The sequence below is a fragment of the Kitasatospora sp. GAS1066B genome, assembly GCF_041262605.1.
Classification (GTDB): Bacteria; Actinomycetota; Actinomycetes; order Streptomycetales; family Streptomycetaceae; genus Kitasatospora.
This window is the reverse complement of sequence record NZ_JBGCCO010000015.1, coordinates 56,381-82,505: the sequence shown is the minus strand read 5'-3', so window position 1 is coordinate 82,505 and position 26,125 is coordinate 56,381. Positions and strand designations below refer to the sequence as shown.

21 protein-coding genes and 2 pseudogenes are annotated in these 26,125 nt (G+C 73.1%); 14 read left to right on the top strand and 9 right to left on the bottom strand.

Annotated elements, in window-relative coordinates; translation table 11 throughout:
• Positions 1-228 precede the first annotated feature (228 nt).
• Positions 229-1,011: a maleylpyruvate isomerase family mycothiol-dependent enzyme gene (locus ABH937_RS18670; protein WP_370218882.1), complete on the top strand. Its 783-nt coding sequence runs from the start codon at positions 229-231 to the stop codon at positions 1,009-1,011.
• A gap of 99 nt (positions 1,012-1,110) precedes the next feature.
• A pseudogene (locus tag ABH937_RS18665) lies at positions 1,111-1,500 on the top strand (transposase); the annotation flags it as partial.
• Positions 1,501-1,691: 191 nt separating this feature from the next.
• Here ABH937_RS18665 and ABH937_RS18660 read toward each other — a convergent pair.
• A complete protein-coding gene (locus ABH937_RS18660) occupies positions 1,692-2,246 on the bottom strand; it encodes an isochorismatase family protein (RefSeq protein WP_370218881.1) in 555 nt (184 codons plus the stop codon).
• 98 nt (positions 2,247-2,344) lie between these two features.
• Positions 2,345-2,830 carry a MarR family winged helix-turn-helix transcriptional regulator gene (locus tag ABH937_RS18655; RefSeq protein ID WP_370218880.1) on the bottom strand — a complete coding sequence of 162 codons (486 nt, stop codon included), beginning with the start codon at positions 2,828-2,830 and terminating at the stop codon, positions 2,345-2,347.
• Between the two features lie 196 nt (positions 2,831-3,026).
• Between ABH937_RS18655 and ABH937_RS18650 the strand changes: the two genes are divergently transcribed.
• Positions 3,027-3,515 carry an NUDIX domain-containing protein gene (locus tag ABH937_RS18650; RefSeq protein WP_370218879.1) on the top strand — a complete coding sequence of 163 codons (489 nt, stop codon included), beginning with the start codon at positions 3,027-3,029 and terminating at the stop codon, positions 3,513-3,515.
• A gap of 36 nt (positions 3,516-3,551) precedes the next feature.
• On the opposite strand, the gene ABH937_RS18645 is transcribed toward ABH937_RS18650, so the two are convergent.
• The 3 genes from ABH937_RS18645 to ABH937_RS18635 all read right to left on the bottom strand — a co-directional run bounded on the left by ABH937_RS18645 (position 3,552) and on the right by ABH937_RS18635 (position 8,014).
• Positions 3,552-4,850, bottom strand: a complete 1,299-nt coding sequence (locus ABH937_RS18645; RefSeq protein WP_280692026.1) for a DUF3533 domain-containing protein — start codon at positions 4,848-4,850, stop codon at positions 3,552-3,554.
• A 135-nt stretch (positions 4,851-4,985) separates the two neighbouring features.
• Positions 4,986-5,729, bottom strand: a complete 744-nt coding sequence (locus ABH937_RS18640) for a class I SAM-dependent methyltransferase (RefSeq protein ID WP_370218878.1) — start codon at positions 5,727-5,729, stop codon at positions 4,986-4,988.
• A gap of 71 nt (positions 5,730-5,800) precedes the next feature.
• Complete coding sequence (locus ABH937_RS18635; RefSeq protein WP_370218877.1) at positions 5,801-8,014, bottom strand: alpha-N-acetylglucosaminidase; 2,214 nt, start codon at positions 8,012-8,014, stop codon at positions 5,801-5,803.
• A gap of 186 nt (positions 8,015-8,200) precedes the next feature.
• On the opposite strand from ABH937_RS18635, the gene ABH937_RS18630 reads away from it, so the two are divergent.
• A complete protein-coding gene (locus tag ABH937_RS18630; RefSeq protein WP_370218876.1) occupies positions 8,201-9,118 on the top strand; it encodes an aminoglycoside phosphotransferase family protein in 918 nt (305 codons plus the stop codon).
• Between the two features lie 49 nt (positions 9,119-9,167).
• Here the strand turns inward: ABH937_RS18630 and ABH937_RS18625 are convergent, their stop codons facing one another.
• Entirely contained in the window at positions 9,168-10,835 is a 1,668-nt protein-coding gene (locus ABH937_RS18625; RefSeq protein ID WP_370218875.1) for a hypothetical protein, read from the bottom strand.
• Between the two features lie 347 nt (positions 10,836-11,182).
• Between ABH937_RS18625 and ABH937_RS18620 the strand changes: the two genes are divergently transcribed.
• A complete protein-coding gene (locus tag ABH937_RS18620) occupies positions 11,183-11,878 on the top strand; it encodes an alpha/beta hydrolase (RefSeq protein WP_370218874.1) in 696 nt (231 codons plus the stop codon).
• A 96-nt stretch (positions 11,879-11,974) separates the two neighbouring features.
• Here ABH937_RS18620 and ABH937_RS18615 read toward each other — a convergent pair whose 3' ends face one another.
• Positions 11,975-12,430, bottom strand: coding sequence for a MarR family winged helix-turn-helix transcriptional regulator (locus ABH937_RS18615; protein WP_280692016.1), 456 nt, complete (start codon positions 12,428-12,430; stop codon positions 11,975-11,977).
• A 74-nt stretch (positions 12,431-12,504) separates the two neighbouring features.
• Entirely contained in the window at positions 12,505-14,031 is a 1,527-nt protein-coding gene (locus ABH937_RS18610; RefSeq protein ID WP_370218873.1) for an MFS transporter, read from the bottom strand.
• Between the two features lie 168 nt (positions 14,032-14,199).
• Between ABH937_RS18610 and ABH937_RS18605 the strand changes: the two genes are divergently transcribed.
• Entirely contained in the window at positions 14,200-14,850 is a 651-nt protein-coding gene (locus ABH937_RS18605) for a TetR/AcrR family transcriptional regulator (protein ID WP_370218929.1), read from the top strand.
• Positions 14,851-14,927: 77 nt separating this feature from the next.
• Here ABH937_RS18605 and ABH937_RS18600 read toward each other — a convergent pair whose 3' ends face one another.
• Entirely contained in the window at positions 14,928-15,719 is a 792-nt protein-coding gene (locus ABH937_RS18600; RefSeq protein WP_370218872.1) for a maleylpyruvate isomerase family mycothiol-dependent enzyme, read from the bottom strand.
• 220 nt (positions 15,720-15,939) lie between these two features.
• Between ABH937_RS18600 and ABH937_RS18595 the strand changes: the two genes are divergently transcribed.
• From ABH937_RS18595 to ABH937_RS18560, 8 genes and pseudogenes are all read left to right on the top strand, one after another.
• The gene (locus tag ABH937_RS18595; protein WP_370218871.1) at positions 15,940-17,709 is read left to right on the top strand and encodes a hydrogenase maturation protein; all 1,770 of its coding nucleotides are present in this window, start codon (positions 15,940-15,942) and stop codon (positions 17,707-17,709) included.
• Between the two features lie 149 nt (positions 17,710-17,858).
• Positions 17,859-19,505: pseudogene (locus ABH937_RS18590) on the top strand (AMP-binding protein); the annotation flags it as partial.
• A gap of 3 nt (positions 19,506-19,508) precedes the next feature.
• On the top strand, positions 19,509-19,922 hold the full coding sequence (locus ABH937_RS18585) for a thioesterase family protein (protein ID WP_280692148.1): 414 nt from the start codon (positions 19,509-19,511) through the stop codon (positions 19,920-19,922).
• Positions 19,923-19,957: 35 nt separating this feature from the next.
• A complete protein-coding gene (locus ABH937_RS18580) occupies positions 19,958-22,300 on the top strand; it encodes an FAD-dependent monooxygenase (protein WP_280692147.1) in 2,343 nt (780 codons plus the stop codon).
• Positions 22,300-23,298, top strand: a complete 999-nt coding sequence (locus tag ABH937_RS18575; protein ID WP_280692009.1) for a carbon-nitrogen hydrolase family protein — start codon at positions 22,300-22,302, stop codon at positions 23,296-23,298. Before ABH937_RS18580 ends, ABH937_RS18575 begins: the two co-directional genes overlap by 1 nt.
• Positions 23,295-24,458 carry a cupin domain-containing protein gene (locus ABH937_RS18570; protein ID WP_370218870.1) on the top strand — a complete coding sequence of 388 codons (1,164 nt, stop codon included), beginning with the start codon at positions 23,295-23,297 and terminating at the stop codon, positions 24,456-24,458. The genes ABH937_RS18575 and ABH937_RS18570 overlap by 4 nt, the downstream gene beginning before the upstream one ends.
• A 7-nt stretch (positions 24,459-24,465) precedes the next feature.
• The gene (locus ABH937_RS18565) at positions 24,466-25,353 is read left to right on the top strand and encodes a fumarylacetoacetate hydrolase family protein (RefSeq protein WP_370218869.1); all 888 of its coding nucleotides are present in this window, start codon (positions 24,466-24,468) and stop codon (positions 25,351-25,353) included.
• Positions 25,350-26,117 (top strand): Asp/Glu racemase, encoded by a 768-nt coding sequence (locus ABH937_RS18560; RefSeq protein ID WP_280692004.1) that lies wholly within the window; start codon positions 25,350-25,352, stop codon positions 26,115-26,117. Before ABH937_RS18565 ends, ABH937_RS18560 begins: the two co-directional genes overlap by 4 nt.
• Positions 26,118-26,125 lie beyond the last annotated feature (8 nt).

Sequence of the window (26,125 nt, the reverse complement as noted above, 5' to 3'; positions counted from 1 at the left end):
GTAGGAACTCCCCCTGCGGGAGGTTCCAGTGCCGGGGGACATCCCGCGCGGGCGGCTGCGGGCGGCTGCGGGAGGCTGCGGGCGCCCGGGCGCCTGGGGCGCGTATTTGGTCGTGATCAGGCGGCAGCTCTGGTGAGGTCCTTGATCCGGATCATCGCGCCGCGAAGGTGAAGGCCGGCCCGCGAAAATCGCTGTGACGTCGCCGCCGCACAGTGATAGAAAGCCCGGGTGACCAAGACCTTGGACTTCCCTGAGCTGCTGCGCCTGATCGACGAGCGGTCGGCCGCCTTCCGGGCCGCGATCGCCTCCGCGCCCAGCCTCGATGTGCAGGTGCCGACCTGCCCCGAGTGGACGCTGCTCGACCTGGTGCACCACCTGGGCGGGGGGCGTCGCGCCTGGGCCGCCACGGTCGCGGCTGGGCCGGACGCCTCGGGCAAGTTGGCGGGAGAGGGCCTGGCCGCACCGCAGGAGCGCGAGGCCTTGCTCGCCTGGCTGGCCGAGTCGACGCAGCAGATGCTGGACGCGTTGCGGGAGGCCGGCCCGGAGCGCGGTTGCTGGACGTGGTGGGGCTCGTCGCAGTCGCCGCGGACCTGCGGCGCCGTCGCCCGGCACCAGCTCCAGGAGATCGCGATGCACACCTATGACGCCCAGCTCACCGTGGGCGCCCCGGAGCCGCTGCCGGAGGAGGTGGCGCTTGATGGTGTCGAGGACTTCCTGTTCACCTGCTGCACCACGACGGTCGCTTGGCCGCACAAGCCCGCCGTCGTCGACTATCACGTCACCGAGGGCGGCTCCTGGCGCCAGTCGCTCTCCGCCGATGGTTCGCGGGCCTTCCGTCTGCCCGAATCCGGCCCCGCCGCCGGCGAGGACTCGGAGTCGGTCGACGTCTCCGTCCGGGGTACGGCGAGCGACCTGGTCCTGGCCTTCTACGGTCGCATCCCGCTGGACTCCCTGAAGCTCGAAGGCGACCGGCACCTCTTCGACCTGCTGGAAGAGTGGGACATGGAGTAGGACTGCCTGGAGTGGGACCGCGCACCTAGTGCCTATGTGGTTGTGATCATTCTGGGAAGTTGCTCTCACGGTGCGGTCTGATCCGGTAGGCCGTGTTCCGTGACGCGAGTGCAACTATCCGATGCGGAGTGGCAGTTCATCGAGCCTTACCTGCCTGTCGGCGAGTACGGCCCGTACCCCGAACGGCTGCGCCAGCAGTTCGAGGGCGTGATCTGGCACTTCAAGAGCGGCAGCCAGTGGCCTGAGACGCCCAGGGAGTTCGGTGCCTGGTCGACCGTCCACAACCGCTTCCGGCAGTGGAGGGACGCTGGCGTCTTCGAGGCCCTGCTGGAGGGCGCGATCGCGGAGGCAGCCAAACGGGGCGAGGTGGACTTGTCTCTGGTCGGCGTGGACTCCACCACGGTCCGGGCCCATCAGGACGCCGCCGGGATGCACCCGGACCCCGACGCCCTGGCGGCCTTGGAGAAAGCCGCCGAGGAGGCGGAGCAGGACACCCCGTCCGGGTACGCCGGTGAGCCGGCCCGCAGAGGGCGGGATACCACCGAGTTCGCCGCGATGGCGATCGAGGCGGGGCTGGCGCTCGGCGTCGGCGGGCCTGCTGCGCAGCCGGTGCGCTGAGGACCTGGCATGGCGCTGCTGGGGGCGGACCGTCCCCAGCGGCGCCATGCCAGGTCGGTCGCTCAGCCCCGCTGGTCCAGCAGTGCGATCAGCTCCGCCGTGCTGCCCGTCTCGCCGAGCTTGGGGAAGACCCGGGTCAGGCTGTGCTCGTGCGAGGTCGGGTCGAGGTCGGTCACCGCGTCGGTGGCGATGGTGACGTGGTAACCGTGCTCGTGCGCCGCACGGGCAGTGGACTCGACGCCCATGCTGGTGGCGACCCCGCCGATGACGACCTGGGTGACGCCCCGGCGGCGCAGCTCCGCGTCCAGGTCGGTGCCGTGGAAGGCACCCCAGGTCTGCTTGGTGACCGTGATGTCCCCCTCCTCGGCGGGCAGCACCAGTTCGGCCCAGTCGGCCGGCAGTTCGCCGCCGCGGCTGGGGAACTCGGTCCGGCCGGGGGCGCCGCCGGTGACGTTCACCTGGACGATCGGCAGGCCGCGCTCGCGGAACGCCGCGACCAGTTGCTCGGCGTTGGCCAGGACCTTGTCGATGCCGAAGTCGGCGGCGAAGGCGGTGATGCCCTTCTGCAGGTCGATCAGGATCAGCGCGGTGTCGCGGTCCAGGGTGGTGGCGGTCATCGTGATCTCTTCCTTGCTGCTAACGAGGGGTCTGCCTGCTGGGATGGCGGTCTGATGGAACGTCAGCTACGCGCGGGACGCCTGCGATCTGTGGGCGCTCAACTCTCGTCGCCGGCAGCGAGGGTGCGCAACAGCGGCAGTGCCCGGGCGAGGGTGGCGCGCTGAGCCGGGTCGAGTTCGGTGCCGAGCGCGGTGGTCAGCCAGTCGCGCTTGGCGCGCAGGATCGAGTCCATCGCGGCCCGGCCCTCCTCGGTCAGTTCGATGAGCAGTTGTCGCCCGTCGGTGGGGTGCGGGGTGCGCCGGACGTAGCCCTGCTCCTCCAGTGCCGCCACGGTCATCCGCATCGACTGCGGGCGCACGAACTCCGCCCGGGCGAGGTCGGCCGTGGTCGCCGCACCGTCGCGCCGCAGCCGGGAGGCGGCCGAGCGCTGCGAGGCGGTCAGCCCGCTGCCGGCGGAGGCGGCGCGGGCGCGGCGGAAGAGCTGCCCGAGGACGGCGTGGATCTCACTGGCCAGCCCGGACAGGTCGTCGGGGTCGACGGCGTCCTCGGGACTGGCGGCGGCATCGGGGTCGGCGGGCGGCATGGAGCGAGCTTATGCAGCTGGCAGGGAAACTTGCAAGCTTGACTGTTGAGTCTTCCTGTGGAGTTTCCCCACCGAGTTGTCCCACCGAGTCGTCCCGCCGAGTCGTCCGGTCGATCAGCGCCGCACCCGTGCCCGCTGACCCGGCCGTTCGTTGCCCAGGGCAAGCGTCCCGCCGCACCGAGAGGGGGTCGCGTCGATGACCCTGGCCCTGCCGCCCGACGAGTTCACCGCCATGCTGCCCAAGCACGTGGTCTCCGCCGCCGTCCTGCTCACCGACGGGGCGGGCCGGATCCTGATGCTCCATCAGGCGCGCGCCTACCCGGGGCATCCCGCCTGGTGGCAACTGCCCGGCGGCCTGGCGGACGCCGGCGAGCGCCCGCACGAGACCGCGACGCGCGAGACCCGGGAGGAGACCGGCCTCCGGCTGCCCGCCGAGCTGCCCCTGCTCGCCGTCGACTACCGTGCCCCGGTGGACGGTTGGCCCCCGGTGATCGACTTCTGCTTCGACGGCGGCACGGCGCGGCCCGAGGCCGCGGTGCTGCTCAGCGCCGAACACGACGACTACGCCTGGCGCGACCCCGTGCAGTGGCAGCCCTGCCTGCAGCCCGCGCAGCGCCCCTGGTTCGCCGCGCTGCTGCGGGCGCGCGCCGCCGGGACGGCGCTGTTCCTCAACGACGGCCGCTGACCGGAACCACACCGCGTCCCCGGGTCGCGGTGGTGCTCAGGCGATCTTGGGGACCATCCGGTGCAGGCCCTTGCGGTCGTAGTAGCGGGTGATGGCCAGGCCGAAGGCCAGTGCCAGGACCACGGCGATGGCGATCATGATCCAGGCGCGGATGAGTCCGGCGTCGGCGCGGGCGTCGAAGTAGAGGATGGCGCGGGTGCCGTCGCTGAGTTGCCGCATCGGCTCGAAGACGGCCAGCCAGCGGTAGAAGGTGGGCAGCGCCTGCAGCGGGATCGTCGCACCGGAGGACGGCAGGGCGACGGCGACGAAGATGAACATGCTGACGAGCTGTCCGATGCCGCCGAACGCCGCGTTGATGGCCTGCACACCCAGGCCCACCGCCGCGGTCGCGCAGAACGAGAAGACCCAGAGCAGCGGAAGGTGCGAGGCGTCGATGCCGATGATCGCGATGCCGCCGACCATGACCAGCGTCGAGGTCACCGCGGCGAGCACCACCGACATGCCCCACTTGGCGAGGAGGGTCTGGGTGCGGTTGATCGGCACCACGGGGCGGCGGGTGTGCCAGGGGCCGAGCTCGCTGTCGGCGTAACCGAGGCCCACATCGAGGCCGTTGCTGATGATGTTGGCGCCCAGAAAGCCGGAGAGGACCAGCAGCAGGGTGTAGTAGAAGGCCGTCAGTCCCAGGCCGCTGTGCATGCCGATCGGGTGGCCGACCTGGACCACGACCGTGATCGGGTCGGCGAGCAGCAGCCGCTCCGCACTGCTCTGCGCGCCGCCCGGGGCGGGTGCCGCGGCTGCCGTCAGCGAGCCGCCGAGCTGCAGCGAGGCCTGGTGGGCGGCCGCCTGGTTGATCGAGCTGGCCAGCGACGAGGCCAGGCTGCCCACGCCGGGATTGGTCAACACGTTCACGGTGGGGCGCGCCGGCGACTGGGCGCTGGTGCTGCCGAGAGCGGCGACCGCCGCGGTGAAGCCGTCGGGGACCTCCAGGACGCCGTCCAGCTTCCCCGAGGCCAGACCGTCCTGAGCGCTCGCCTGGTCCAGCAGCCGCCAGGAGACCTGCTCCTTCGGGTCGGGGGCGCCGGCGATCCCGCTGGTGAGCTGCGCGCCGAGGTTCGTCGGGTGCCCGGCCACGGTGGCGCCGCGGTCGGCGTTGACCAGGCCGATCGGCAGCCGGTGCAGGTTCCCGTTGGGGTCGGCCACGCCGCCCAGGTAGAGGAGCGACAGCAGCAGCGCCAGCAGGGCGACGATGCCGCCGGGGAAGTACCAGGCCTTCGGGTTGCGCAGCACCTGCGCGGCGCGCACCTGTGTCGGCGCGGTGCGCTGCGGAGATGTCATGACGCGGCTCCCGGTGGCATCGATCCGATTCACCGGCAAGCTAGCCGCCCCGGCCGCCCGCGACCTCGTGACCCGCCCGCGCGCCCGGCCACGGTGCCCCAGGTGGCTGAGCGCGCGGCCGCTCGGCAGGCGGGGTCAGCCGAGCTGCTCGGCGCGGCTGCGCGCTCGTACGACGAAGAACGGGGGCAGCTCCGCGCGCCGCGGCTGCGCGGCGGCCACCTCGGGGCCGGGCTCGGGCTCGGCGGTCGCCTCGATCGCGAACCCGTGTGCGATCAGGGCGTTGAGGTAGCCGGACAGCCGGCGGTGCTGGTTGCCGGCCCGCCGCACGCCGTGCGGGTCGGCCGAGCGCCAGAAGCCCTCGGCGTGGTAGTCGCCCACCACGCGGCGGGGGCGGCCGGGTTCGGCGGTGGAATCCGTCCAGCCGGCGTGCGGCGCCTCGAAGCACGGGTGCGGGATGGTGAACACCAGGAGCCCGTCCGGGACCAGTACCCGCCGGGCGGCGCGGAGTGCCGCCGGGAGGTCGGGGACGTTGTTCAGGGAGAGCGCGGCCGTCACCCAGTCGACGGATCCGGCGGCCACCGTCGCCAGGGTGCAGCCGTCGTCGACCAGGGAGCGGGCGCCGGTCGGCGTGCGCTGCTCGGCGGCCCGCGCGTGTTCGATCATGCGCGGGGACGGGTCGATGCCCAGGGCATGGGCGCCTCGGGCGGCCAGGGCCCGGGTGGCGATCCCTTCGCCGCAGCCGACGTCGAGAACGCGTCGTCCGGCGGGGTCGTCCGGCAGTTGGTCGAGCAGGATGTCGCGGCTGAACTCGTTCAAGGCGGAGCCGTTGCGGAGGAGTTGGGCGTACCAGTCGGCGATCGTGTCCCAGGTGTCGGTCATCAAAACCCTGACGCTACCCGACGGCCCAGGGCGCCGGCCATCCGTTTTGGGACCGGGTCCGCCCTGAGCTGTCAGTTCGCGTTCGCCGCCGCGACCTGCCGGGCCAGCGTGAGCAAGTCGCCGACCTGCCGGGCCAAGGTGAGCAAGTCGCCGGTCGGCGCACTCGGGTAGCGGGTGGTCCGGTGCGCCCAGGCGTCGTCCCGGGCGAACCAGTCGATCGCGGCCGGCTCGCCGCCGCTTGCGAGGGCGGCGTCCAGGCTCGCGAAGTACGCGGCCCAGCGCGGGGCGTAGACGTCGGCGACCAAGCCGGACCACTCGCGGTTGGCGTAGTCGTGCAACCGCCCGTCCTCGCTGGGCCCGCGACCGCCCCAGGTGGTCAGCAAGGCGCGCGCGTCGTACTCCAGTTGGTCGCGCTCGGCCGGGGAGGCGCCCCAGGATCGGGCGGCGGCGAGCCAGGGGCCCAGCAGGAAGCGGGAGTCGGTGGCGAGCAGCTGGTCGAGCAGCGCCTCGTCGGCGCTCCAGGCGGCTGTCAGCGCGGCGAAGGCGGCCCGGTCGCGCGCGGCGTAGGCGGCGGCGATCCGGGGCAGCTGCGTCCGGGCGCGGTCGGCGAGCACCTGCCGGGCCAGGTCGAGCAGGTCGAAGCGGTAGGCGTCGCTGCCGCGCAGCTCCGGCGCGACCTGGAGGAGCTCGCCGAGCGCCGCCTCGACCGTCCGGGCGGGGTAGCGCATCGCACTGGGACTCCAGGCCGCGGCCGTGCCGGCGGTCAGCGCGGGCCGGGCGGCGAACAGGCTGTCCGGCGGCTCGCTCCAGCCGTCGGACGGCATGCTGTAGGGGCCGTCCCGCAGCAGCTCCCACGCGGCGGCGGCGTGCGGGTCCGGCCCCCCGTAGCGGCGGGCCGCGTATCCGGCGAACCAGGCGCGCTGGTCGACCGGCCTCGGCTGCCAGGCGAGTTCGGTGAACAGCTCGAAGGCGGCCGGGTTGCCGCCGGTGCCCTCGGGCAGGTAGGCGAGGCCGCGCAGCGCGCTGCCGGGCTTGCCGAGCCACCGGCGGAACCGATCCGTCCAGACCGCCGTGTTGGCGCCGATGCCGGTGTGGCCGCCGAAGTTGTCGATGCTGCCGAAGGCGTACGGCGTCCCGGCCCAGCGGCTCTCCCGGTCCAGCCCGTCGTAGCGGTCGGACAGGCCGTCCAGGATCAGCATCCTGGCCTTGTCGACGCCGCCGAGCACGGCGGGCGAGGGGTTCTGCTCCCAGCCGAGGATCGCCCAGGTGGCGCCGGGGTGCGCGGCGTCCAGCGCCTGCTGCACGGCTCGGGCTGCCGCGCCGGCGTCGACCGGGCCGAGCACGCCGCCCTCGTGCAACAGGTCCATCTTGTACATCGTGCTGTCGCCGAACCGCTCGCGCTGCGCCCGGTAGTAGGCCGCCGCCAGGTCGACGAAGACCGGGCCGGTCGGGTCGAGCCAGTCCGGCCGCTGGAAGCCGACCCAACTGCCCTGCGCCACCACCCGGGCGCCCGGCCGGCGTTCGGCGAACCCCGGCGGCACGGTGCCGAAGAAGCCGGGCAGCACCGGCGTCATGCCCAGGCCGCGGAGCTGGTCGGCGATCCGCCGCCCGAGCGCCGCGCGCGCCTCGACGAGTTGCGCGGACTCCGGCCCGCCGAAGCCCGCCAGGTTCTGCAGCAGCCACCAGCTCTGATGGCCCGGGGCGGGAAACCAGGCGCGCAACTCCGCCTCGCTGTAACCGAACTGACGCAGCGCCTGGAGATAGGGGTACTCGGCCCCGGTCTGCACGAAGACCTCGTTGACGCCGTGCAGCGCCAGCAGGTCGATCTCGTGCCGGTAGGCGGTGAAGTCGCGGTAGGGGCCGGAGTAGCCGGCGTCGGTGTCGTTCAGCGCGTAGCGGTGCGGCACCGCCGCCGCGCGGGTGATCGGGCCGGCCGGGGCGGGCAGCACCGCCGGGAGCCGGTCGAGGCTGTCACCCGGCCAGCCGAGGTCGACCCCGGCGACGTGCTCCAGATACCAGCCGACGCCGCTGAGCAGGGTGGCCCCCGAGGTGCCGCGCACGGTGATGGCGCCCGGGGTGCCGTCGATCGAGAACGCGTCGCCGGTGGCGGGCCGGGCCGTCGGGAGCAGGCGGAACTGCGCGGCGTGTCCGGGTAGCAGGCGGGAGAGACTCGCCGTGGCGGGGGCGGTGTCGAAGGCGGGAGCCGAAGCGGCCCGGGTGGGGGCGGGCGGGCTGGTCACGGTCAGCGCCGCCGCCAGTAGCAGGGTGATGCCGGGCCACTTCATGTCGTTCGCCTCCGGTGCCGCGATCGGCTGGATCGATCTTGGCAGGCAGGGTGCGGTGAACGCTGGACCGGCGACTCCGCCGGCCGGGTGAGCGGCGGTCGACCGCTGCCCCGAGGCACCTGCGTTGAGAACATCAGCCACAGCCGCTCCGCCCTGGGCCGGTCGGCGACGCTATCGTTGCCCCGCATGACCCACACAGAGACCGAGCTCACCGCGGAGTTGGTCCAGGATCTGTTGCGCGATCAGCACCCCGACCTGGCCGACCATCCCGTGCGGCTCGGCGCGCGTGGTTGGGACAACCAGCTGTGGCGGCTCGGTGACGACCTCGCCGTCCGGTTGCCCTGGGCGACGCAGTCCGCGGACGCGCTGCTGCGCAAGGAGTACGCCTGGCTGCCCGCCCTCGCGCCGCACCTTCCGCTGCAGGTCCCCGTCCCGCAGCGCCTCGGCGAGCCCTCCGAGCGGTTCCCGCGCCCCTGGATCGTCACCACCTGGGTGCCGGGCGAGCCCGCCGACCGTGCTCCGGTCACGCGCGCCGAGGAGGCGGCCGACACCCTGGCCGCCTTCCTGACGGCTCTTCACCACCCCGCACCAGAGGGAGCACCAGCCAGTCGTCTCGGCCGGGGGAGGCCACTGGCCGAGCATTCCGATGGGTTCGCCGAAGGGCTCGCCGCGGCTACCGAGCTGGGTCTGATCCCCGATCCGGACGCCGTCCGCGCGGTCTGGGAAGACGCCGCCGCCGCGCCCGACTGGCAGGGCGCGGCACTGTGGCTGCACGGCGACCTCCACCCGGCCAACGTCCTCACCGCGAACGGCACTTTCTGCGGCGTGATCGACTTCGGCGACCTCTGCGCGGGCGACCCCGCCTGCGACCTCGCCGCCCCCTGGATCCTGCTGCCCGACGGCGCCGCCACCCGCTTCCACGAGGCCTACCAACCGACCGCAGACACCGCCACCCTGCGCCGTGCCCGCGGCTGGGCCGCGCTGCGCGCCCTCGGCGGCATCCTCATCGGAGATGCCGGCGTCCACGGCCGCCCCGGCGGCAAGCCGACCTGGGGCCCACCCGCTCACGCCACGCTGCGACGCCTCATCGCAACGGCGGGCTGAACGGCGGGGCCCAGGAGGGTGCGGAGTTCGAGAACCTGACCAAGCCCTACTAGTTCCCGGACTTCGGCGGCCACTCGTAAGGGGGCAGCCTGCGGTGCACGGGGCGGTCATTCACCGTTTGCGATTCCTTGTACGAGGCGTATCGAATCCTTCCGAAGGAAACCTCTCCATCCCGGTGCACGTCCACCCCCTCGTTCGGGAAGGAGATCCATCCCGCGCCGGCCTGGGGCCCCGACACCCAGGGGGTGACCACGCTGCGGACGTTGGTCTCGCCGGCGACTATGGTGCCGCGCTTCTTCTCGGGGTCGGTGATCTTCACGCCCGTTTCGGTGAAGGCGATGCGGCTCTTCTTCCCGTCCGGCCCTTCCGCCCAGTGTGTGGTCACGCTGTTCAGGTCGGCCCTGTCGGCCGAGACGGTTCCCCAGGCCTTTCCCTGGCCGTGGAACACGTTCAGCCCGGACTGCGGGAACTCGATCCACCCGTCGCTGTCGCCGCGCCCCTGCACCCACGCGGTCTGCACACCGTTCACGTCGGCCTTGTCGGCCGCGAGGGTGCCCGGCTGCGTTCGTCCGTCCCGGTAGACGTTCAGTCCGGACTTCGGGAAGCCGATCCATCCGTCGTCGGAATTGCGCCCGTGCACCGACGTGGTGTTCACGCGGTCCACCTCGGCCCTGTCGGCCGAGAGGGTGCCCAACTGCGTCGAGCCGCCCTGATGGACGTTCAGGCCGGATTGCGGGAAGTCGATCCATCCGTCGCTGGAGTTGCGGCCGTGCACCGACGTGGTGTTCACGCGGTCCACCTCGGCCCTGTCGGCCGTGACGGTTCCCCGGGCGCCGGCCCCGTTGTGGATCTCCACCCCGGCCGCGGCGAAGGTGACACGGCTCCTGCTCGGCGTCCCCTCGACCCACGGGGTGCGCGTCCCGCTGTCGAACTCGGGGACGAGTGCGTGGACCGTGGTGGTGAGGAAGTACCCGTGGTGCTGCTGCGTGGCGGTGGTCGTCCCGGCGATGAGGGTGTAGGTGGTGCCTCGCCTCGGCGCGGAGGGGGGTGACCAGGTGTACGGCTGCTGGGTCACCCGCGGTCCCTGGGCCGCCGACTGGACGAGCACCTCGGTCCCCTGCGGATCGCGGATCCAGTAGTCGAGGTTGTCCGGCCCCTCCCACTTCAGAACGACGTTCTGGCTCGCGTCCACGTCCACCAAGGAGTTCTTCTCCGGGCGGAAGTTGCGCGGGACCTTCGGCGCCTGCTTCACCAGCCCGAGAGTGGTGGTGAAGTCCGCCTGTCGGATGGGGACGTTGTCGTCGCCGCCGCCGGACCGCTCGTGGATCTTCACGCGGATCAGTCCCGCTGCGTCGGAAACCGGTATGTTCTCCAGTTTCAGGACCAGCGACTCCTCGTCCGGCAGGGTCAGCCTCCCCCCGACGGGCGCCTTCGCCCGGAAGCGGCCGAGCGTACCGTCCCAGCCGAAGACCGGGTCCTCCTCCAGCCAGACCGTGTAGTCCTTCTCGACGCTCGCGCCGATCACCGTCGGATTGCCCGTCAGGTCGTTGGGGCCGCTGCCGACCGGTATCTCCACATCGATGAACTCCCACTTCACCTCGGACTGGTGAGTGTTGGAGACGATCACGTACAGCGTCCCCACGGACGGTGCCCCGGGCTGCGACGCTTGGAGCGAGGTCGGGTCGGTGACGATGGCGTAGTTCAGCAAAGACGGCACGGTAAGGACTCCCTACCTCGGCGTTTCACACGATGCGGGCAGAAGACGCGCAGTGGAGGCTCGGTGCTGGCAGGTGTTGGGTCAGTGTGCTGACACGGGTTCAGGCGGGCAGCCGACAGGTTCAGGGGCAGACGTATCTCGGTGACCGTCGGTACGGCTCAGTCACAGAATCGTCCCGGCGGGCAATCCAGGAGCCACGATTCCGCGTAACTGGCCCGAACAGGGCCCCCGGCGGCTGAAACCGAAGCACATCGTCGTCCATCAGTCGAGACGGGCCTTCGATGGCCCGGCGAGCATGGGTGGCAGGCTGGAGGGGCTGACATAGCGGGGCTGACGTGGAGGTGGCGATGAGGGTCGTGTTCGTGCACGGGGCGTGCGTGCGGGACGGGTCGTGGTGGTGGCACCGCGCCGCCGAGCTGCTGCGGGAGCGGGGGGTGGCGAGTGTGGCCCCGGCGCTGCCGAGTTGCGGTGAGGCGGGCCCGGCCGGCGGCGTCGGCGGTCCGGGGCTGCCCGAGGATGTCGCGGCGGTGCGGCAGGTGTTGCGGGCCGGCGACGAGCCGACCGTCGTGGTCGCCCACAGCTACGGCGGCATCGTCACCGCGGAAGCCGCAGCGGGAATCGGGTCGGTGCGCCACCTGCTGCTGATCTCCAGCTACCTGCCCGAGGTCGGGCAGAGCCTGTCGGAGTTCGGGGACGGCGGCCCCGCCCCGTTCCTCGACGTCGACCCCGACGCCGGCACGTTCGGGGTCCGCCCCGAGCTGCTCGTGGACACGTTCTTGCAGGACTGCGACCCCGAGGTCCAGGCGCAGGCGGCGGACCACCTCGCCCGGCAGAGCGTGCAGGTGACCGGGCAGCCGGTCGGGGCGGCCGCCTGGCAGCAGGTGCCCTCGACGTACCTCGTCTGCGCCCAGGACCGGGGCACCCCGCCACGGCTGCAGCGCGAGTTCGCCCGGCGGGCCGGCAGCGTCGTCGAACTCGACGCCGGCCACCACGCGTTCCTGTCCCAGCCCGCCGCGGTCCGGGACCTGGTGCTGAGCCTGTGACGGCAGGCTCACCGCCGCCCTCAGCCGATCACCAGCACCAGCCTGCCTCGTACGCGGCCCTGCTCGCTGCTGCTCAGTGCGCGCCGCTGTTCAGCCTCAGCCCTCGTCGGCCGTGAACGGCCCTTCGGTGACGAAGCGGTGCAGCTGGCGGGCGAAGGTGGTGGCCTCGGTGGGGGGCCAGGTGCTCAGGGTGGCGGTGATCCGGTCGGTCAGCCGGTCGCGGGTGGCCTGGACCGTCTGCTCGCCGTGCTCGGTGAGGACCAGCAGGGTGGCGCGGCGGTCGGCGGGGTCGGGCTCGCGGCGCAGTAGGCCGGCCGTCTCCAGGCGGCTGGCGCGGCGGGTCACGTTCGAGCGGTCCAGGCCGACCTCCTGGGCGAGGTCGGCGGCGCTGCGGGGGCCGGTCCGGGCGAGGCCGCTGAGCACCGGGTAGGTGAGCTCGTCGACGCCCTCGCCCAGGCCTTCGGTCAGCTGCTGGTACAGCCGCGCCCGGGTGGTGCGCTTGAGCAGCAGCCCCAGCGCGTCGGCGATCTCGCGTCCCGCTTCCGTCTCCACGCCTCCAGGGTAGCGTGTCCGGCGCACGTGGTCCGCCCGGCGGTCCGAGTGCGCCGGGCGGCTGTGACGATTGGTCAGACATGCTGCTGGAAAGGGGGATTGGGCTCGACCTCGACCTCGACCTCGGGGTGGTCGTCGGTGACCCCGGTGGCCGGGGCGGTGCGGCGCAGCAGCAGGCCCGCCGCGAGGGCGGCCAGCAGGGCGGCCGCCACGCCGCCGAGCAGCGCGTCGTGCATGCCCGCGACGAAGGCGGTGCGCGCGCGGTCGAGGACCGGTCCGCCCATCGCGGCGGCGGTCGCCAGCGAGGACTTGGCCGCCTGCACCACGCGCTCGGGTGTGCCGGGCAGCCGCAGGTGACTGCGGTAGGAGGCGCTGAGGATGCTGCCCAGCACGGCGATCCCCAGGGCGCCGCCGAGTTCACGCGACAGGTCGTTCATCGCCGAGCCGACGTTCTGCAGCGCCGGCGGCAGCGCGTCGGTGATCGCCGTGGTGGCCGGGGTCATCGCCAGGCCCATGCCGGCCCCGAGCAGCAGCAGCGCCACCGCGATCAGGCCGTACGAGCTGCCGCGGCCCACCTGGGCGAAGGTTGCCAGCCCGCCCGCGACCAGCAGCAGGCCGGCCAGCCACGGGCGCCGGCTGCCGAAGCGCGCGGAGAGCTTCGGGCTGAGCCGGGAGCAGGGCACCATCGCGACGGCCATCGGCAGCACGCTGACCGCAGCCGCCAACGCGCTGTCGCCGCGCACCAGTTGCAGGTACTGCATGATCACGAAGATGTAGCCGAAGAAGGCGAAGAACTGCAGCGCGATCGAGAGCGAGCCGGCCGCGAACTCCTTGTTGCGGAACAGCCTTGGGTCCAGCAGCGGGTGACGACGCCTCAGTTCCCAGGCCACGAAGCCGCCCAGCACGAGCAGGCCGCCGCCGATGCCGCCGAGGGTGCGCCCGCTGCCCCAACCGTTCACCGGGGCCTCGATCACGCTGTACACCAGCGCGCCCAGGCCGACCACCACCAGCAGCGCGCCGGTCAGGTCGAGCGCGGGGCGGTCCGCTTCGGCCGACTCGGGCACGAAGAGCAGGGCGCCGACCAGCGCGACGGCCGCGAGCAGCACGTTCAGCAGGAACACCGAACGCCAGGACCAGGCCTGCAGCAGTGAGCCCGAGGTGAGCAGCCCGACCACCGCGCTGGCGCCCGCCACCGCCGCCCAGACGCTGACCGCCCGGGCGCGCTGCTCGCGGGGGAAGGTGGTCGTGATGGTGGAGAGGGTGGCCGGCATGACCAGTGCGGCGCCCACGCCGAGCAGCGCGCGCAGGCCGATCAGGGTGCCGGGCGAGGTGGTGACGAGCGCGCCGGCGGAGGCGCCGCCGAAGATCACCAGGCCGGTGAGCAGCGCCCGGCGCCGGCCGAACCGGTCGCCCAGCGCGCCGGCGGGCAGCAGCAGCGAGGCGAAGACCAGGCTGTAGGCGTCGATGATCCAGGAGAGTTGGGTCTGCGTCGCGTGGGTCTCGCGGGCGATGGCCGGCAGTGCGACGTTCAGCGAGGACATGGCGGCCACCACGGTGGCCAGCGCCAGACAAGTGATCGCCAGCACCAGGTTGTGGCGCACCGTGGGTCGCCGGCCGGCCGCTGCGGCTGCCGTGGATGGTGTGGGCGGTGTGGGTGGCTGGACGGCTGAGGCTGAGGCTGACATGGTTCTCGCTCTCCCGGTCTCTCCGCAGGGCGGTTTCGGCTACTCGCTCAGCGTCGCCGTCCCGGGAGTAGCATTTCAACGGTGATGAATAAATCCGCTCCGCGCGGACGCCGGCCAGGCAGCCCGGACACCCGCGCGGTGATCCTGGACATCGCCCGGCGCCGCTTCCTGGCCGAGGGCTATCACGCTGTCACGCTGCGCTCGATCGCCGCTGAGGCGGGCGTCGACCTGGCCCTGATCAGCTACTTCTTCGGCTCCAAGAAGGGCCTGTTCGGCGCGGCGCTCGCGCTCGCCGTCAACCCGGCCGAGGTGCTCGCCGAGGCGCTGAAGGGTGACCCGGCGACGTTCCCGCAGCGCGTGCTGCGCGGTGTGCTGGCCGTCTGGGAGGACCCGGTGGCCGGCCCCACGCTGGTCGCCATGCTCCGCAACGCGATCCAGGAGCCGGCCTTCGGCGCGCTGGTCAAGGAGGTCGTCGAACGGGAGATCGTGGACCGGGTCGCCGCCTGGCTCGGCGGCGCCGCCGCCCGGAAGCGCGCGGCCGCCTTCGGCGTGCAGATCGGCGGACTGATCGTCACCCGCTACCTGCTGCGGCTGGAGCCGATCGCTTCGATGACGCCTGATGAAATCGTCCGCCACCTGGGGCCCGGCCTGCGCCGGGCCCTCCAGGAACCCGGACAACGGCAGGAACCGGGACAGCGGCCCGCCGGCCGGCCGCCAGGTGGCGACCGGAGCTGACCGCCGGCTTGGGCGCCGTGGGACCCGTCCCAGGGCGGTCGCGTGGCCCACGGCGGCCGGGAGCGCCGCACGGGGCGTCAGGGCGCCTTGAAATAGGTCGGAAAGGCGGGCGCCAGCCACGGCTTGCGCCCCCACGCCAGGATCCGGCTCCGCGCGATGGCCCCCGCCGGGTTGCAGCGGCCGAGGGCCAGCAGCAGGAAGGTGACCGGCTCGGCGACGATCACGCAGTCGGCACCGGCTGCGGGCGACCGGCTGACCGTCACCGTGCCGTCGGCGAGCGTCACGCCGAAGCGCGGGCCGCCGCGCAGGCCGACGGTGTAGCGGGCGCTGCGGCCGGCTGCGGTGCGCGGGTCCACCACTCGGGGCATCGCGGTGAGCAGGAACGGGAGCGACAGCTCCGCGCGCTCGCGGTCGATCATGTGCGGGCGGCGCAGCGCGCGGGCCAGGTCGTAGCCGTGGCCGAGCTGGTGGGTGAGCAGGTAGCTGGCCAGCGTGCCCAGGTCCATCGGCCCCATCGGGGTCAGCACGGGCTCGGCGGCGCCGCGCTGCTCGACGTTGGCGGCGAAGGTACGGGTGTGCGCCACGATCGCGTCGGCGAGAGCGACCGGGTCGCGTTCGGGGTAGTCCGCCAGCGACGCCTCGTTGGCGGCGGCGAGGCCGCCCGGGGTGCCGTCGCCATAAGGGTGCTGCTGCCCGCCGGCCACAGCGGCCATCAGCTGGTTCGCCAGCGCGAGGTGCGCGGCCGCCTCGCCCACCGACCAGGTGGCACCTGGTATCCGCGCCGCCGGTTCGGGGCGTGAGCGCAGCAGCTGGGCGATGTCCTCGGCGGTGGCGAGGTTGGCCTCGATCACCCTGGTACTCACGGTCATGAGCCCGAAGCCTGCGGCAAGACGTCCGCGCTGTCCAGACCCTGCGGCGCGCACCCGACCCGGTGGCGTGGATTCCCGGTCGTGGCGCTGAACGGGTGAGCCGGCGGCGATTCGCCGACCTGGGCGGCCGGGGGCTGCGAAACGATCGTCGCCGGATTGTCACCGATCGTCACCGGCCGGAGCGGCGTTGCCGGTCACCCCCCCTAAGCCGGAGGCCTGGATGCGAATCCTGCTGATCGCCAGTGCATTCAACAGCCTTACCCAGCGCGTCTTCGCCGAGTTGCGCGACCGGGGGCACCACCCGGCCGTGCATCTGGTGACCGGCGACCAGGCCCTGCGGGAGGCGGTACGCCGGCACGCGCCGGAGTTGATCGTGGCCCCGATGCTGAAGGCCGCCGTACCCGAGGACGTCTGGTCGGCGCACACCACCCTGATCGTCCATCCGGGTCCGCTCGGCGACCGGGGACCCTCCTCGCTCGACCGGGCGATCCAGGAGGGCGCCGAGTGCTGGGGGGTGACGGTGCTTCAGGCCAACGAGGTGATGGACGGCGGCGACGTCTGGGCGCATGCCGAGTGCCCGGTGCCGCCGGTCGGCAAGAGCGACCTGTACCGCAACGAGGTCTCCGATGCCGCCTCGCGGGCCGTGCTGCTCGCCGTCGAGCGCTTCGCCGCGGGCAACTCCAGCGCCGGCCCCAGCCCCAGCCCCAGCCCCGGCCCCGGCCCCAGCGACAGCCCCAGCCCCAGTGACAGCCACACCCCGCGCCCGCAGCACGGCCCGGGTTGGGACGTCCCGGTCCGCACCCGCCCGTACCTGCGGCAGAGCGAGCGACGGATCGACTGGTCGGCCGACCCGACCGCGACAGTGCTGCGCAAGCTGCGTGCCGCCGACTCCCAGCCGGGCGTGTCGGACGAGCTGCTGGGCGAGCGGTGGTACCTGCACGGCGGTCACCCGGAGGATGAACTGTGTGGAACCCCCGGCGAGTTGCTGGCCACCCGGGCCGGCGCCGTCTGCCGGGCCACGGTGGACGGTGCGGTCTGGCTCCCCGAGCTGCGGGCGGGGCGCGTCCCGGCGGGAGTGGCCGGCGTCAAGCTGCCGGCCACCCTCGCGCTGGGGGAGCGGCTACCCGCACTGCCGGAGGTGCCCGCTCCGCTCCAGCTGCCCGAGGGGCGCCGCACCTGGGCCGACCTCGACTACCGGGAGCTGGGCCCGGTCGGCCTGCTGCGCTTCTCCTTCCCTGGCGGGGCGATGAGCACCATGCACTGCCGGCGACTGCTGGACGCCTACCGCTTCGCCTGCTCCCGCCCGACCTCGGTGCTGGTGTTGGGCGGCGGCCGGGACTTCTTCTCCAACGGCATCCACCTCAATGTGATCGAGGCCGCGGCCGATCCGGCGCTGGAGTCCTGGGCGAACATCAACGCGATGGACGACCTGGTCGCCGAGATCCTCACCAGCACCGACCGGCTGGTGGTCGCCGCGCTGGGCGGCAACGCGGCGGCCGGCGGCGCGATGCTGGCGCTGGCCGCCGACGAGGTCTGGTGCCGCGAAGGCGTACTGCTCAACCCGCACTACCGCCTGATGGGGCTGTACGGCTCGGAGTACTGGACGTACACCCTGCCCCGCCGGGTGGGCCGGGCGGCGGCGGAGCGTCTCACCGGGCAGGCGCTGCCGGTGACGGCGCAGAGCGCGCAGCGACTGGGCCTGGTGGACCGCACGGTCGCGGCCGCGCCGCAGGAGTTCGGCGCCGAGGTCGCGCGGCTGGCCGGCCTGCTCGCCGACCGGCCGGCGCTGGCGGAGCGGATCGCGGCGAAGAAGGCCGCGCGCGAGCGCGACGAGGCGGTCAAGCCGCTGGCGGCCTACCGCACCGAGGAGTTGGCGGTGATGCACCGCACCTTCCTGGACCCTGGAGCGCCGTACCACGCGCTGCGGGCCGCCTTCGTGCGCAAGGAGCCGGTGCGGGGCACGCCGGAGCATCTGGAAGGCACGCGGTGACGGGAGGCGTGGTTTAGCGATCAAGATATCGCGTGATACTGACTGTCGTCAGGAAAGCGCGATACCTGCGCCGCCGCTCCACCGCTTCCGCCGCTCCGCCCACCCCCAAGCCCGCTCCGCCTTCGCCAAGCCCGCCGAGGTGCCCGCCCATGGAGCTCTCCCCCTCAGGACACGTCGACACGTTCTGTCGTGACCGCCTGCCGGCTGCCGACCAGTGGCCGGAACTGATCAACGAACTACCGGAGTTGAGCTATCCGGAACGGCTCAACTGCGCCCGTGAGCTGCTCGACGAGGCCATCGCGCGCTGGGGTCCGGACCGGCGCTGCCTGCTCACCCCCGAGGCGTCCTGGAGCTACGGCGAGCTGCAGCTGCGCGCCAACCAGGTGGCCCAGGTGCTGACCGAGGACCTGGGGCTGCTGCCCGGCAACCGGGTGCTGCTACGTGGTCCCAACAATCCGTGGCTGGTGGCCAGTTGGCTCGGCGTGCTGAAGGCCGGCGGGGTCGCCGTGACCACCATGCCGCTGCTGCGGGCCGGTGAGCTGGTCGAGCTGGCCGGGATCAGCCGACCTGCGGTCGCCCTCTGCGACCACCGCTACACCGCCGAGCTGACCCTGGCCGCCCGGCAGATCCCTGGCCTGGCCGTGCTGACCTACGGCGCTGCCGCTGCCGCCGATGCCCAGGCCCCCGCCGACCTCGCCGCCCGCTGCGCCCGCAAGGCGGGCGTCTTCGCCGCCGTCGACACCGCCGCCGACGACGTCGCGCTGATCGCCTTCACCTCCGGCACCACCGGACGCCCCAAGGCGACCCTGCACTTCCACCGCGACGTGCTGGCCAACGCCGACACCTTCTCCCGGCACATCGTGCGCCCCGAGCCGGACGACCTGTTCACCGGCACGCCCCCGCTCGGCTTCACCTTCGGGCTCGGTGGCCTGGTGGTCTTCCCGCTGCGGGTCGGCGCGGCCACCCTGCTGCTGGAGCGGGCCACCCCGGAGGAGCTCGCCGAGCTGGTCGCCGAGCACCGCGCCACCGTGCTGTTCACCGCCCCGACCGCCTACCGGGCCATCCTGGCCGCCGGGTTGGCGGGGAAGCTGGCCGGACTGCGGCGCGGCATCTCGGCCGGCGAGGCGCTGCCGGCCGGCGTCTGGCACGAGTTCCAGCGGGCCACCGGGCTGCGCCTGATCGACGGCATCGGCGCCACCGAACTGCTGCACGTCTTCATCTCCGCCGCCGACCAGGACATCCGCCCCGGCGCCACCGGCCGGCCGGTGCCCGGCTACCGGGCGGCGATCCTGGACGAGCACGGGCAGCCGGTGCCGGACGGGCAGCCGGGCCTGCTCGCCGTCAAGGGCCCGACCGGCTGCCGCTACCTGGACGACGAGCGGCAGGCCGACTACGTGCGCGGCGGTTGGAACTTCACCGGCGACGTCTATCTCCGGGACCAGGACGGCTACTTCTGGTACCAGGCCCGCAGCGACGACATGATCGTCTCGGCCGGCTACAACATCGCCGCCCCGGAGGTCGAACAGGCCCTGGTCACCCACCCCGACGTGCTGGACTGCGCGGTGGCGGGCACGCCGGACGAGCGGCGCGGCACGGTCGTCAAAGCGTTCGTCGTGCTGCGCGAGGGAGTCGACGCCTCGCCGGCCGAGGTGGCGGCGCTGCAGCAGCACGTGAAACAGGCCATCGCGCCCTACAAGTACCCGCGCGTCATCGAGTTCGTGCCCGCCCTGCCGCGCACCTCCACCGGCAAGCTGCACCGGGCCGAGCTGCACCGCTGGGCGGCGACCCGGCTGCCCAGCGTGCTGGTGGAGCGCCGGGTCGAGTGGTCGGACACCGACGCGGCCGGGCACTACCACTTCTCCGCGGTGCAGCGCTGGGTGGAGGCGGCCGAGGCGGTGCTGCTGCGCCGGCTGGGGCTGGACGGGCTGTTCGGCAGCATCCCGCGGGTCCACTTCGAGGCGGACTACCGCGAGCGCCTCTGGTTCGGCGAGCCGGTGCACACCGAACTGCGGGTGGAGCGGGTCGGCCGTGCCTCGCTGACCTACGGCTTCGAGGTGCGCGGCCCCAGCGGCCCCGCCGCAGTCGGGCGGATGACCGTGGTGCACGCCGCCGCCCGGGCCAAGGGCTCGGCGCCATGGCCGGACGAGGTGCGCGCCGCGCTCACCCGGTCCGGTCCGCAGGACGCCGAGCGCTACCAGCGGGAGGAGTGGTGACGACAGGAGACGCGTCCGTGATGCCCGCAGCCGCGATGCGTACGGCCGTGATCGGCGGCGGCCCCGGTGGCCTCTACTTCGCGGCCCTGGCCAAGCAGTTGGCCCCGGAGCGGGAGATCACCCTGTGGGAGCGCAACGCCCCCGACGACACCTTCGGCTTCGGCGTGGTCTTCTCCGACGAGACGCTCGACGGGATCGCCCAGGCCGACCCGGAGGTGTTCCGGGCGATGTCGGCGGAGTTCGCCCGCTGGCGCGACATCGACATCCGCTACGCGGGGCAGCGGCTGACCTCCGGCGGCCACGGCTTCGCGGCCCTGGAGCGCCGGCGGCTGCTGGCCATCCTGCGGCAGCGCTGCGAGGCGCTCGGGGTCGACCTGCGGTACCGCACCCAGGCGCCCGCCGCGGCCGAACTCGCCACCGGGTACGACCTGGTGGTGGCGGCCGACGGGGTCCGCTCGGCCACTCGGCAGGCGCATGCCGCGAGCTTTCGCCCGAGCCTGGACGAGCGCGGCTGCCGCTACATGTGGCTGGCCACCGACCGGGTCTTCGAGGCCTTCACCTTCATCGTCGAGCAGACCGACTTCGGCGTCCTGCAGGTGCACGCCTACCCCTACGACGAGGGGCGCAGCACCTTCATCGTCGAGCTGGCGGAGCAGGCCTGGCAGCGGGCCGGCTTCGGCGACGACGAGCGGAGCGTGCGGCGCGTCGAGCGGCTGCTGGCCGAACACCTGGACGGGCACCGGCTGATCGCGCCCGCCGCCCCCCGGTGGATCACCTTCACCACGGTGCGCAACGCGAGTTGGCGGCACGGCAACGTGGTGCTGCTCGGCGACGCCGCGCACACCGCGCACTTCTCGATCGGCTCGGGCACCAAGCTGGCCATGGAGGACGCCCTGACGCTGGCCGCCTGCCTGCACGAACACCCCACCGTGCCAGAGGCGTTGAGCGCCTACGAGGCCGAGCGCAAGCCGGTGGTGGAGTCCACCCAACGCGCCGCCCAGGCCAGCCTGGAGTGGTTCGAGGGCATCGGCGGCTACACCGGGCAGCAGACACCGCAGTTCGCCTTCAACCTGCTCACCCGCAGCCGCCGGGTCGGCTACCAGAACCTGCGGGAGCGGGATCCGGACTTCGTGGCGGGCGTCGACTCCTGGTTCGGTGCCGAGCCGGGCGTCCCGCCGATGTTCCAGCCCTTCCAGCTCGGCCGGGTGCCGCTGCGCAACCGGATCGTGGTGCCACCACTGGCCGCCTACACGGCGATTGACGGAGTGCCGAGCGCCTTCGAGGCGGCCCAGTTCAGCGCGCACGCGCTCGGCGGGGCCGCGCTGGTCCTGGCCGGCATGACCGCCGTCAGCGCGCGCGGGAGGGCCACCCCGCACTGCCCGGGGCTCTGGAACGACGAGCAGGAGCGGGCCTGGCGCCGGATCGTCGAGGCCGCGCGCCTGCTGCCCGGCACCCGCCTGGGCATCCAACTCACCCACGCGGGCCGCCGGGCCTCGACCGCCAGGCCGGGCCCGGACGGCATCGGCCGGCCGCTGGCGCCGGGGGAGGGCGGCTGGCCGACGCTGGCCGCCTCCGCGCTGCCCTGGGACGCCGACAGCCCGCGCCCGAGCCAGCTCAACCGGGTCGAAATGGACGCCGTCGTCCGGGACTTCGCCGCCGCCGCCGAACGCGCCGCGCGGGCCGGCTTCGACGTGCTGGAGCTCCAGATGGGCCACGGACACCTGCTCTCCGGGTTCCTCTCCCCGCTGACCAACCACCGCCAGGACGAGTACGGCGGCACCCTCGGCTGCCGGCTGCGCTTCCCGCTCCAGGTGCTGGCGGCGGTCCGGGCGGCCTGGCCGGCCGGCAAGCCGCTGCTGGTGCGGATCTCCGCCACCGACTGGGCCGAGGGCGGCACCAGCGCGCACGAGGCGGTGCGGATCTGCCGTGCGCTGGCCGACGGCGGCGCGGACGCGGTGGACGTCTCCACCGGCGAGGTGGTCGCCCACCAGCGGCCCGCCTACGGGCGCAGCTACCAGACCCCGTACGCCGATCTGGTGCGCAACGCGACCGGGATCCCGACCATCGCGGTCGGTGCCATCTCCAGCCACGACGACGCCAACTCGATCCTGCTGGCCGGGCGGGCCGACCTGGTCGCGATCGGCCGGGCCCAGTTGCACGACCCGCTCTGGACCCTGCACGCCGCCGCCGAGCAGGACTACCGCGGCCCGGGCGCGCCCTGGCCGCAGCCCTGGCAGGCCGGCAGCCGCCGACCGCCGGGCCCGCGCGCCGAGCGGGTGCCACCCCGGCTGCACCTGCTGCGCGCGCCCGCCGACCCCGTCCACCGCCGCTGGCTGCCCAAGAGCGACCCGCGGCCCGACGTCGACCGGAGCACCTGATGGACTTTCCGCTGCCCCGCTTCACCGCCGCCGCCGTCCAGGCCGCACCCGTCTACCTGGACCCGGACGCCACCACCGACAAGGCCGTCGCGCTGGTCCGCGAGGCCGCCGGGCACGGCGCCTCGCTGGTGGTGCTGCCCGAGGCCTTCGTGCCCGGCTACCCGTACTGGAACTGGACGATGAACCCGGTCCAGGGCTCGCCCTGGTTCGAACGGCTCTACCGCGCCGCCGTCGACGTGCCGGGCCCGCAGGTGGACGCGCTGCGCGCGGTGGCCCGGGAGTGCGGCACGGTCGTGGTGGTCGGCGTCAACGAGCGCGGCGCCCACAGCCTCGGCGTGCTGTACAACACCCTGCTGATCATCGGCGCCGACGGCGAACTGCTCGCCGCGCACCGCAAACTCGTCCCCACCTGGGCCGAGAAGCTCACCTGGACCGGCGGCGACGGCAGCACCCTGCGCGTGCACCGCACCGCGATCGGCCCGCTCGGCGCGCTGGCCTGCGGGGAGAACACCAACACGCTGGCCCGCTTCACCCTGCTCGCGCAGGGCGAACTCGTGCACGCCGCAAGCTACATCGCGCTGCCGGTGGCGCCCGAGGACTACGACATGGCGGACGCCATCGCGGTGCGCACCGCCGCCCACTGCTTCGAGGGCAAGCTCTTCTCGGTGGTCGCCTGCTCCACCATCTCGCCCGAGATCGTCGACGCCGTGGCCGGCGAGGACGAGGCGGTGCGCAAGCAGTTGTCCCGCAAGCGCAGCGCGCTCTCCGGGATCTTCGGCCCCGACGGCCGCCCGGTCACCGACCCGCTGATCGACGACGAGGGCATCGTCTACGCCGAGATCGACCTGGCCAGGTGCATCCAGCCCAAGCAGATGCACGACATCATCGGCCACTACAACCGCTTCGACGTCTTCCGGCTGCTGGTGGACGACCGTCCGCAGCAGCCGATCACCTTCAGCACCGACCGGGCCGCACAGGCCGACCAGGAGGACTCGTGACCGCCGACTACGACGACACCCGGCTGGGCCGCGCCCGGGTCACCGACACGCCCGAACTCAAGTCCTACTACCAGGAGTTGGGTGCCCATGAGGCCGGCGCCCTGTGGACCGTGGCGAACGAGATCGAGCCCTGGTACCCGCAGCCCAGGTCGGTCCCGGTGCTCTGGCGCTACCAGGAGCTGCGCCCGCTGGTGCACAAGGCGCTGCCGCTGGTCCAGGCCGACGACGCGGGCCGCCGGGTGGTGATGCTGGTCAACCCGCAGCGCAGGGAGCTCAGCGCCGCCGTCGGCCTGCTCTACACCGGCCTGCAGATCATGGGCCCCGGCGAGTCGATGACCGCGCACCGCCACCAGGCCGCCGCCCTGCGCTTCGTCCAGGAGGGCACCGGCGCCTGGACCATCGTGGACGGCCAGAAGCTCGAGGTCGGCCCGCGCGACTTCGCCATCACGCCCAACGGCACCTGGCACGAGCACGGCAACGAGTCCACCGAGGCGCCGGTGATCTGGCAGGACGGCCTGGACATCCCGCTGGTCAACGCGCTCGACGCGGGCTTCTACGAGGTGCACCCCGAGCTCTACCAGCGGCCCGGGAAGGTGGTCAACTCCTCGGTGCTCAGCTACGGCGGCAACCTGCTGCCGTACGGAGCGGAGAAGTGGACCCGCCCGTACTCCCCGCTGCTCGCCTGGCCCTGGGAGCCCACCTACCAGGCGCTGCTCGACCTGGCCAGGGCCGCCGAGGGCTCGCCGTACGACGGCGTGATCATGGAGTACACCAACCCCGTCACGGGCGGCTCGGTGATGCCCACCATGGGTGCGCACATCCAGCTGCTGCGCCCGGGGCAGGCCACCGCGGCGCACCGGCACACCGGCTCGGTCGTCTACACCGTGGCCAAGGGGCGCGGCAGTTCGGTGATCGCGGGGCAACGGTTCGACTGGCAGCAGGGCGACATCTTCTGCGTGCCGTCCTGGGCCTGGCACGAGCACGCGAACCTGGACGAGGGCGAGGACGCCTGCCTCTTCTCCTTCAACGACTTCCCGGTGATGCGCTCGCTCGCCTTCCACCGCGAAGAGGCCTACCCCGACCACGACGGGCACCAGCCCGTCGCACAGTCCGTCGCACAGTCCGTCGCACACCCCGTCTCGCAGCCCGAGGAGCGTTAGGACCGCCATGCGCCTGATCACCTACACCCACCAGGGCTCGACTCCCCGCCTCGGCGCCCAGCACGGCGAGGGCGTGGTGGACCTGGCCGCCGCGGCCGCCGCAGCCGGCGTCGAACTGCCGGCCGACCTGATCTCGTTGATCCGCTCCGGTGACCAAGCCATGGCGCTGGCCCGCGAGTTGGCCGCCCAAGCCGAAACCGCGCTGCCGCTGGCCGAGGTGACGCTGCAAGCCCCGCTGCGACCCGGCAAGATCATCGGTGTCGGCCTCAACTACGTCGAACACGTCGAGGAGTCCAGCCGCAGCCTGGACACCGCCAGCGAACTGCCGGACCGCCCGGTGCTCTTCGGCAAGCCTGCCACCGCCGTCACCGGACCCGGACAGCCGATCCTGCACAACGGTGACCTGACCCGGCAGCTCGACTGGGAGTGCGAACTGGCCGTGGTGATCGGCCGCCCGGCCTTCCGGGTCGCCGAACAGGACGCCTGGGCCCACGTGTTCGGCTACAGCATCATGAACGACATCAGCGCCCGCGACCAGCGCCGCGCGGGCCAGTGGTTCTTCTCCAAGGGCATGGACTCCTACGCCCCCTTCGGCCCGGCGGTGGTGACCGCCGACGAGATCCCCGACCCGCAGCAGCTCGACCTCTCGCTGCGGGTCAACGGCGAGACCAAGCAGAAGTCCAACACCCGCCACATGCTCTTCGCCATCCCGCGCCTGATCGCCGACATCTCCTCGGGCATGACCCTGGAGCCCGGCGACGTCATCTCCACCGGCTCGCCCTCGGGCGTCGGCGCCGGTATGACGCCGCCTCAGTTCCTGTGTCCCGGCGACCTGGTGGAGGCCACCGTGCAGCTGATCGGCACCCTGGCCAACCCGGTGGTGGACGCCCGATGAGCGCCCGCAGCTACCGCATCGGCCAGATCGTCCCCAGCTCCAACGTCACCATGGAGACCGAGGTCCCGGCGATCCTGCGGGCCCGCGAGACCATCGCTCCCGAGCGCTTCACCTTCCACTCCAGCCGGATGCGGATGACCCAGGTCACCCCCGAGCAGCTCAGGGCGATGGACGCCGACTCCGACCGCTGCGCGCTGGAGCTCTCCGACGCGCGGGTGGACGTGCTCGGCTACGCCTGCCTGGTGGCCATCATGAGCATGGGTCAGGGCTACCACCGGGTGTCCGAGGAGCGGCTGCACCGGCGCACCGTGGAGAACGGCGCGCCGGCTCCCGTGGTCACCAGCGCGGGCGCCCTGGTGCACGGGCTCCAGGTGCTGGGCGCCAAGAAGATCGCCCTGGTCGCCCCCTACCTGCGCCCGCTGACCCGGCTGGTGGTGGAGTACCTCGGCGCCGAGGGCATCGAGGTGCTCGACCACACCTCGCTGGAGATCCCCGACAACCTGGCGGTCGCCGCCCACGACCCGGCCGCGCTGCCGGGCATCGCGAGCGCCCTGGCGCACGCGGACGCCGACGCCGTGGTGCTCTCCGCCTGCGTCCAACTGCCCTCGCTGGCCGCCGTGGCGGACGCCGAACAGCTGCTCGGCAAGCCGGTGGTCTCCGCCTCGATCTGCACCGCCCACCAACTGCTGCGCGCGCTCGGCCTGCCCGCCGTCGCCCCCGGTGCCGGGCACCTGCTCTCCGGAGCCTTCGCCGAGTCCGGCTGAGCAACTGG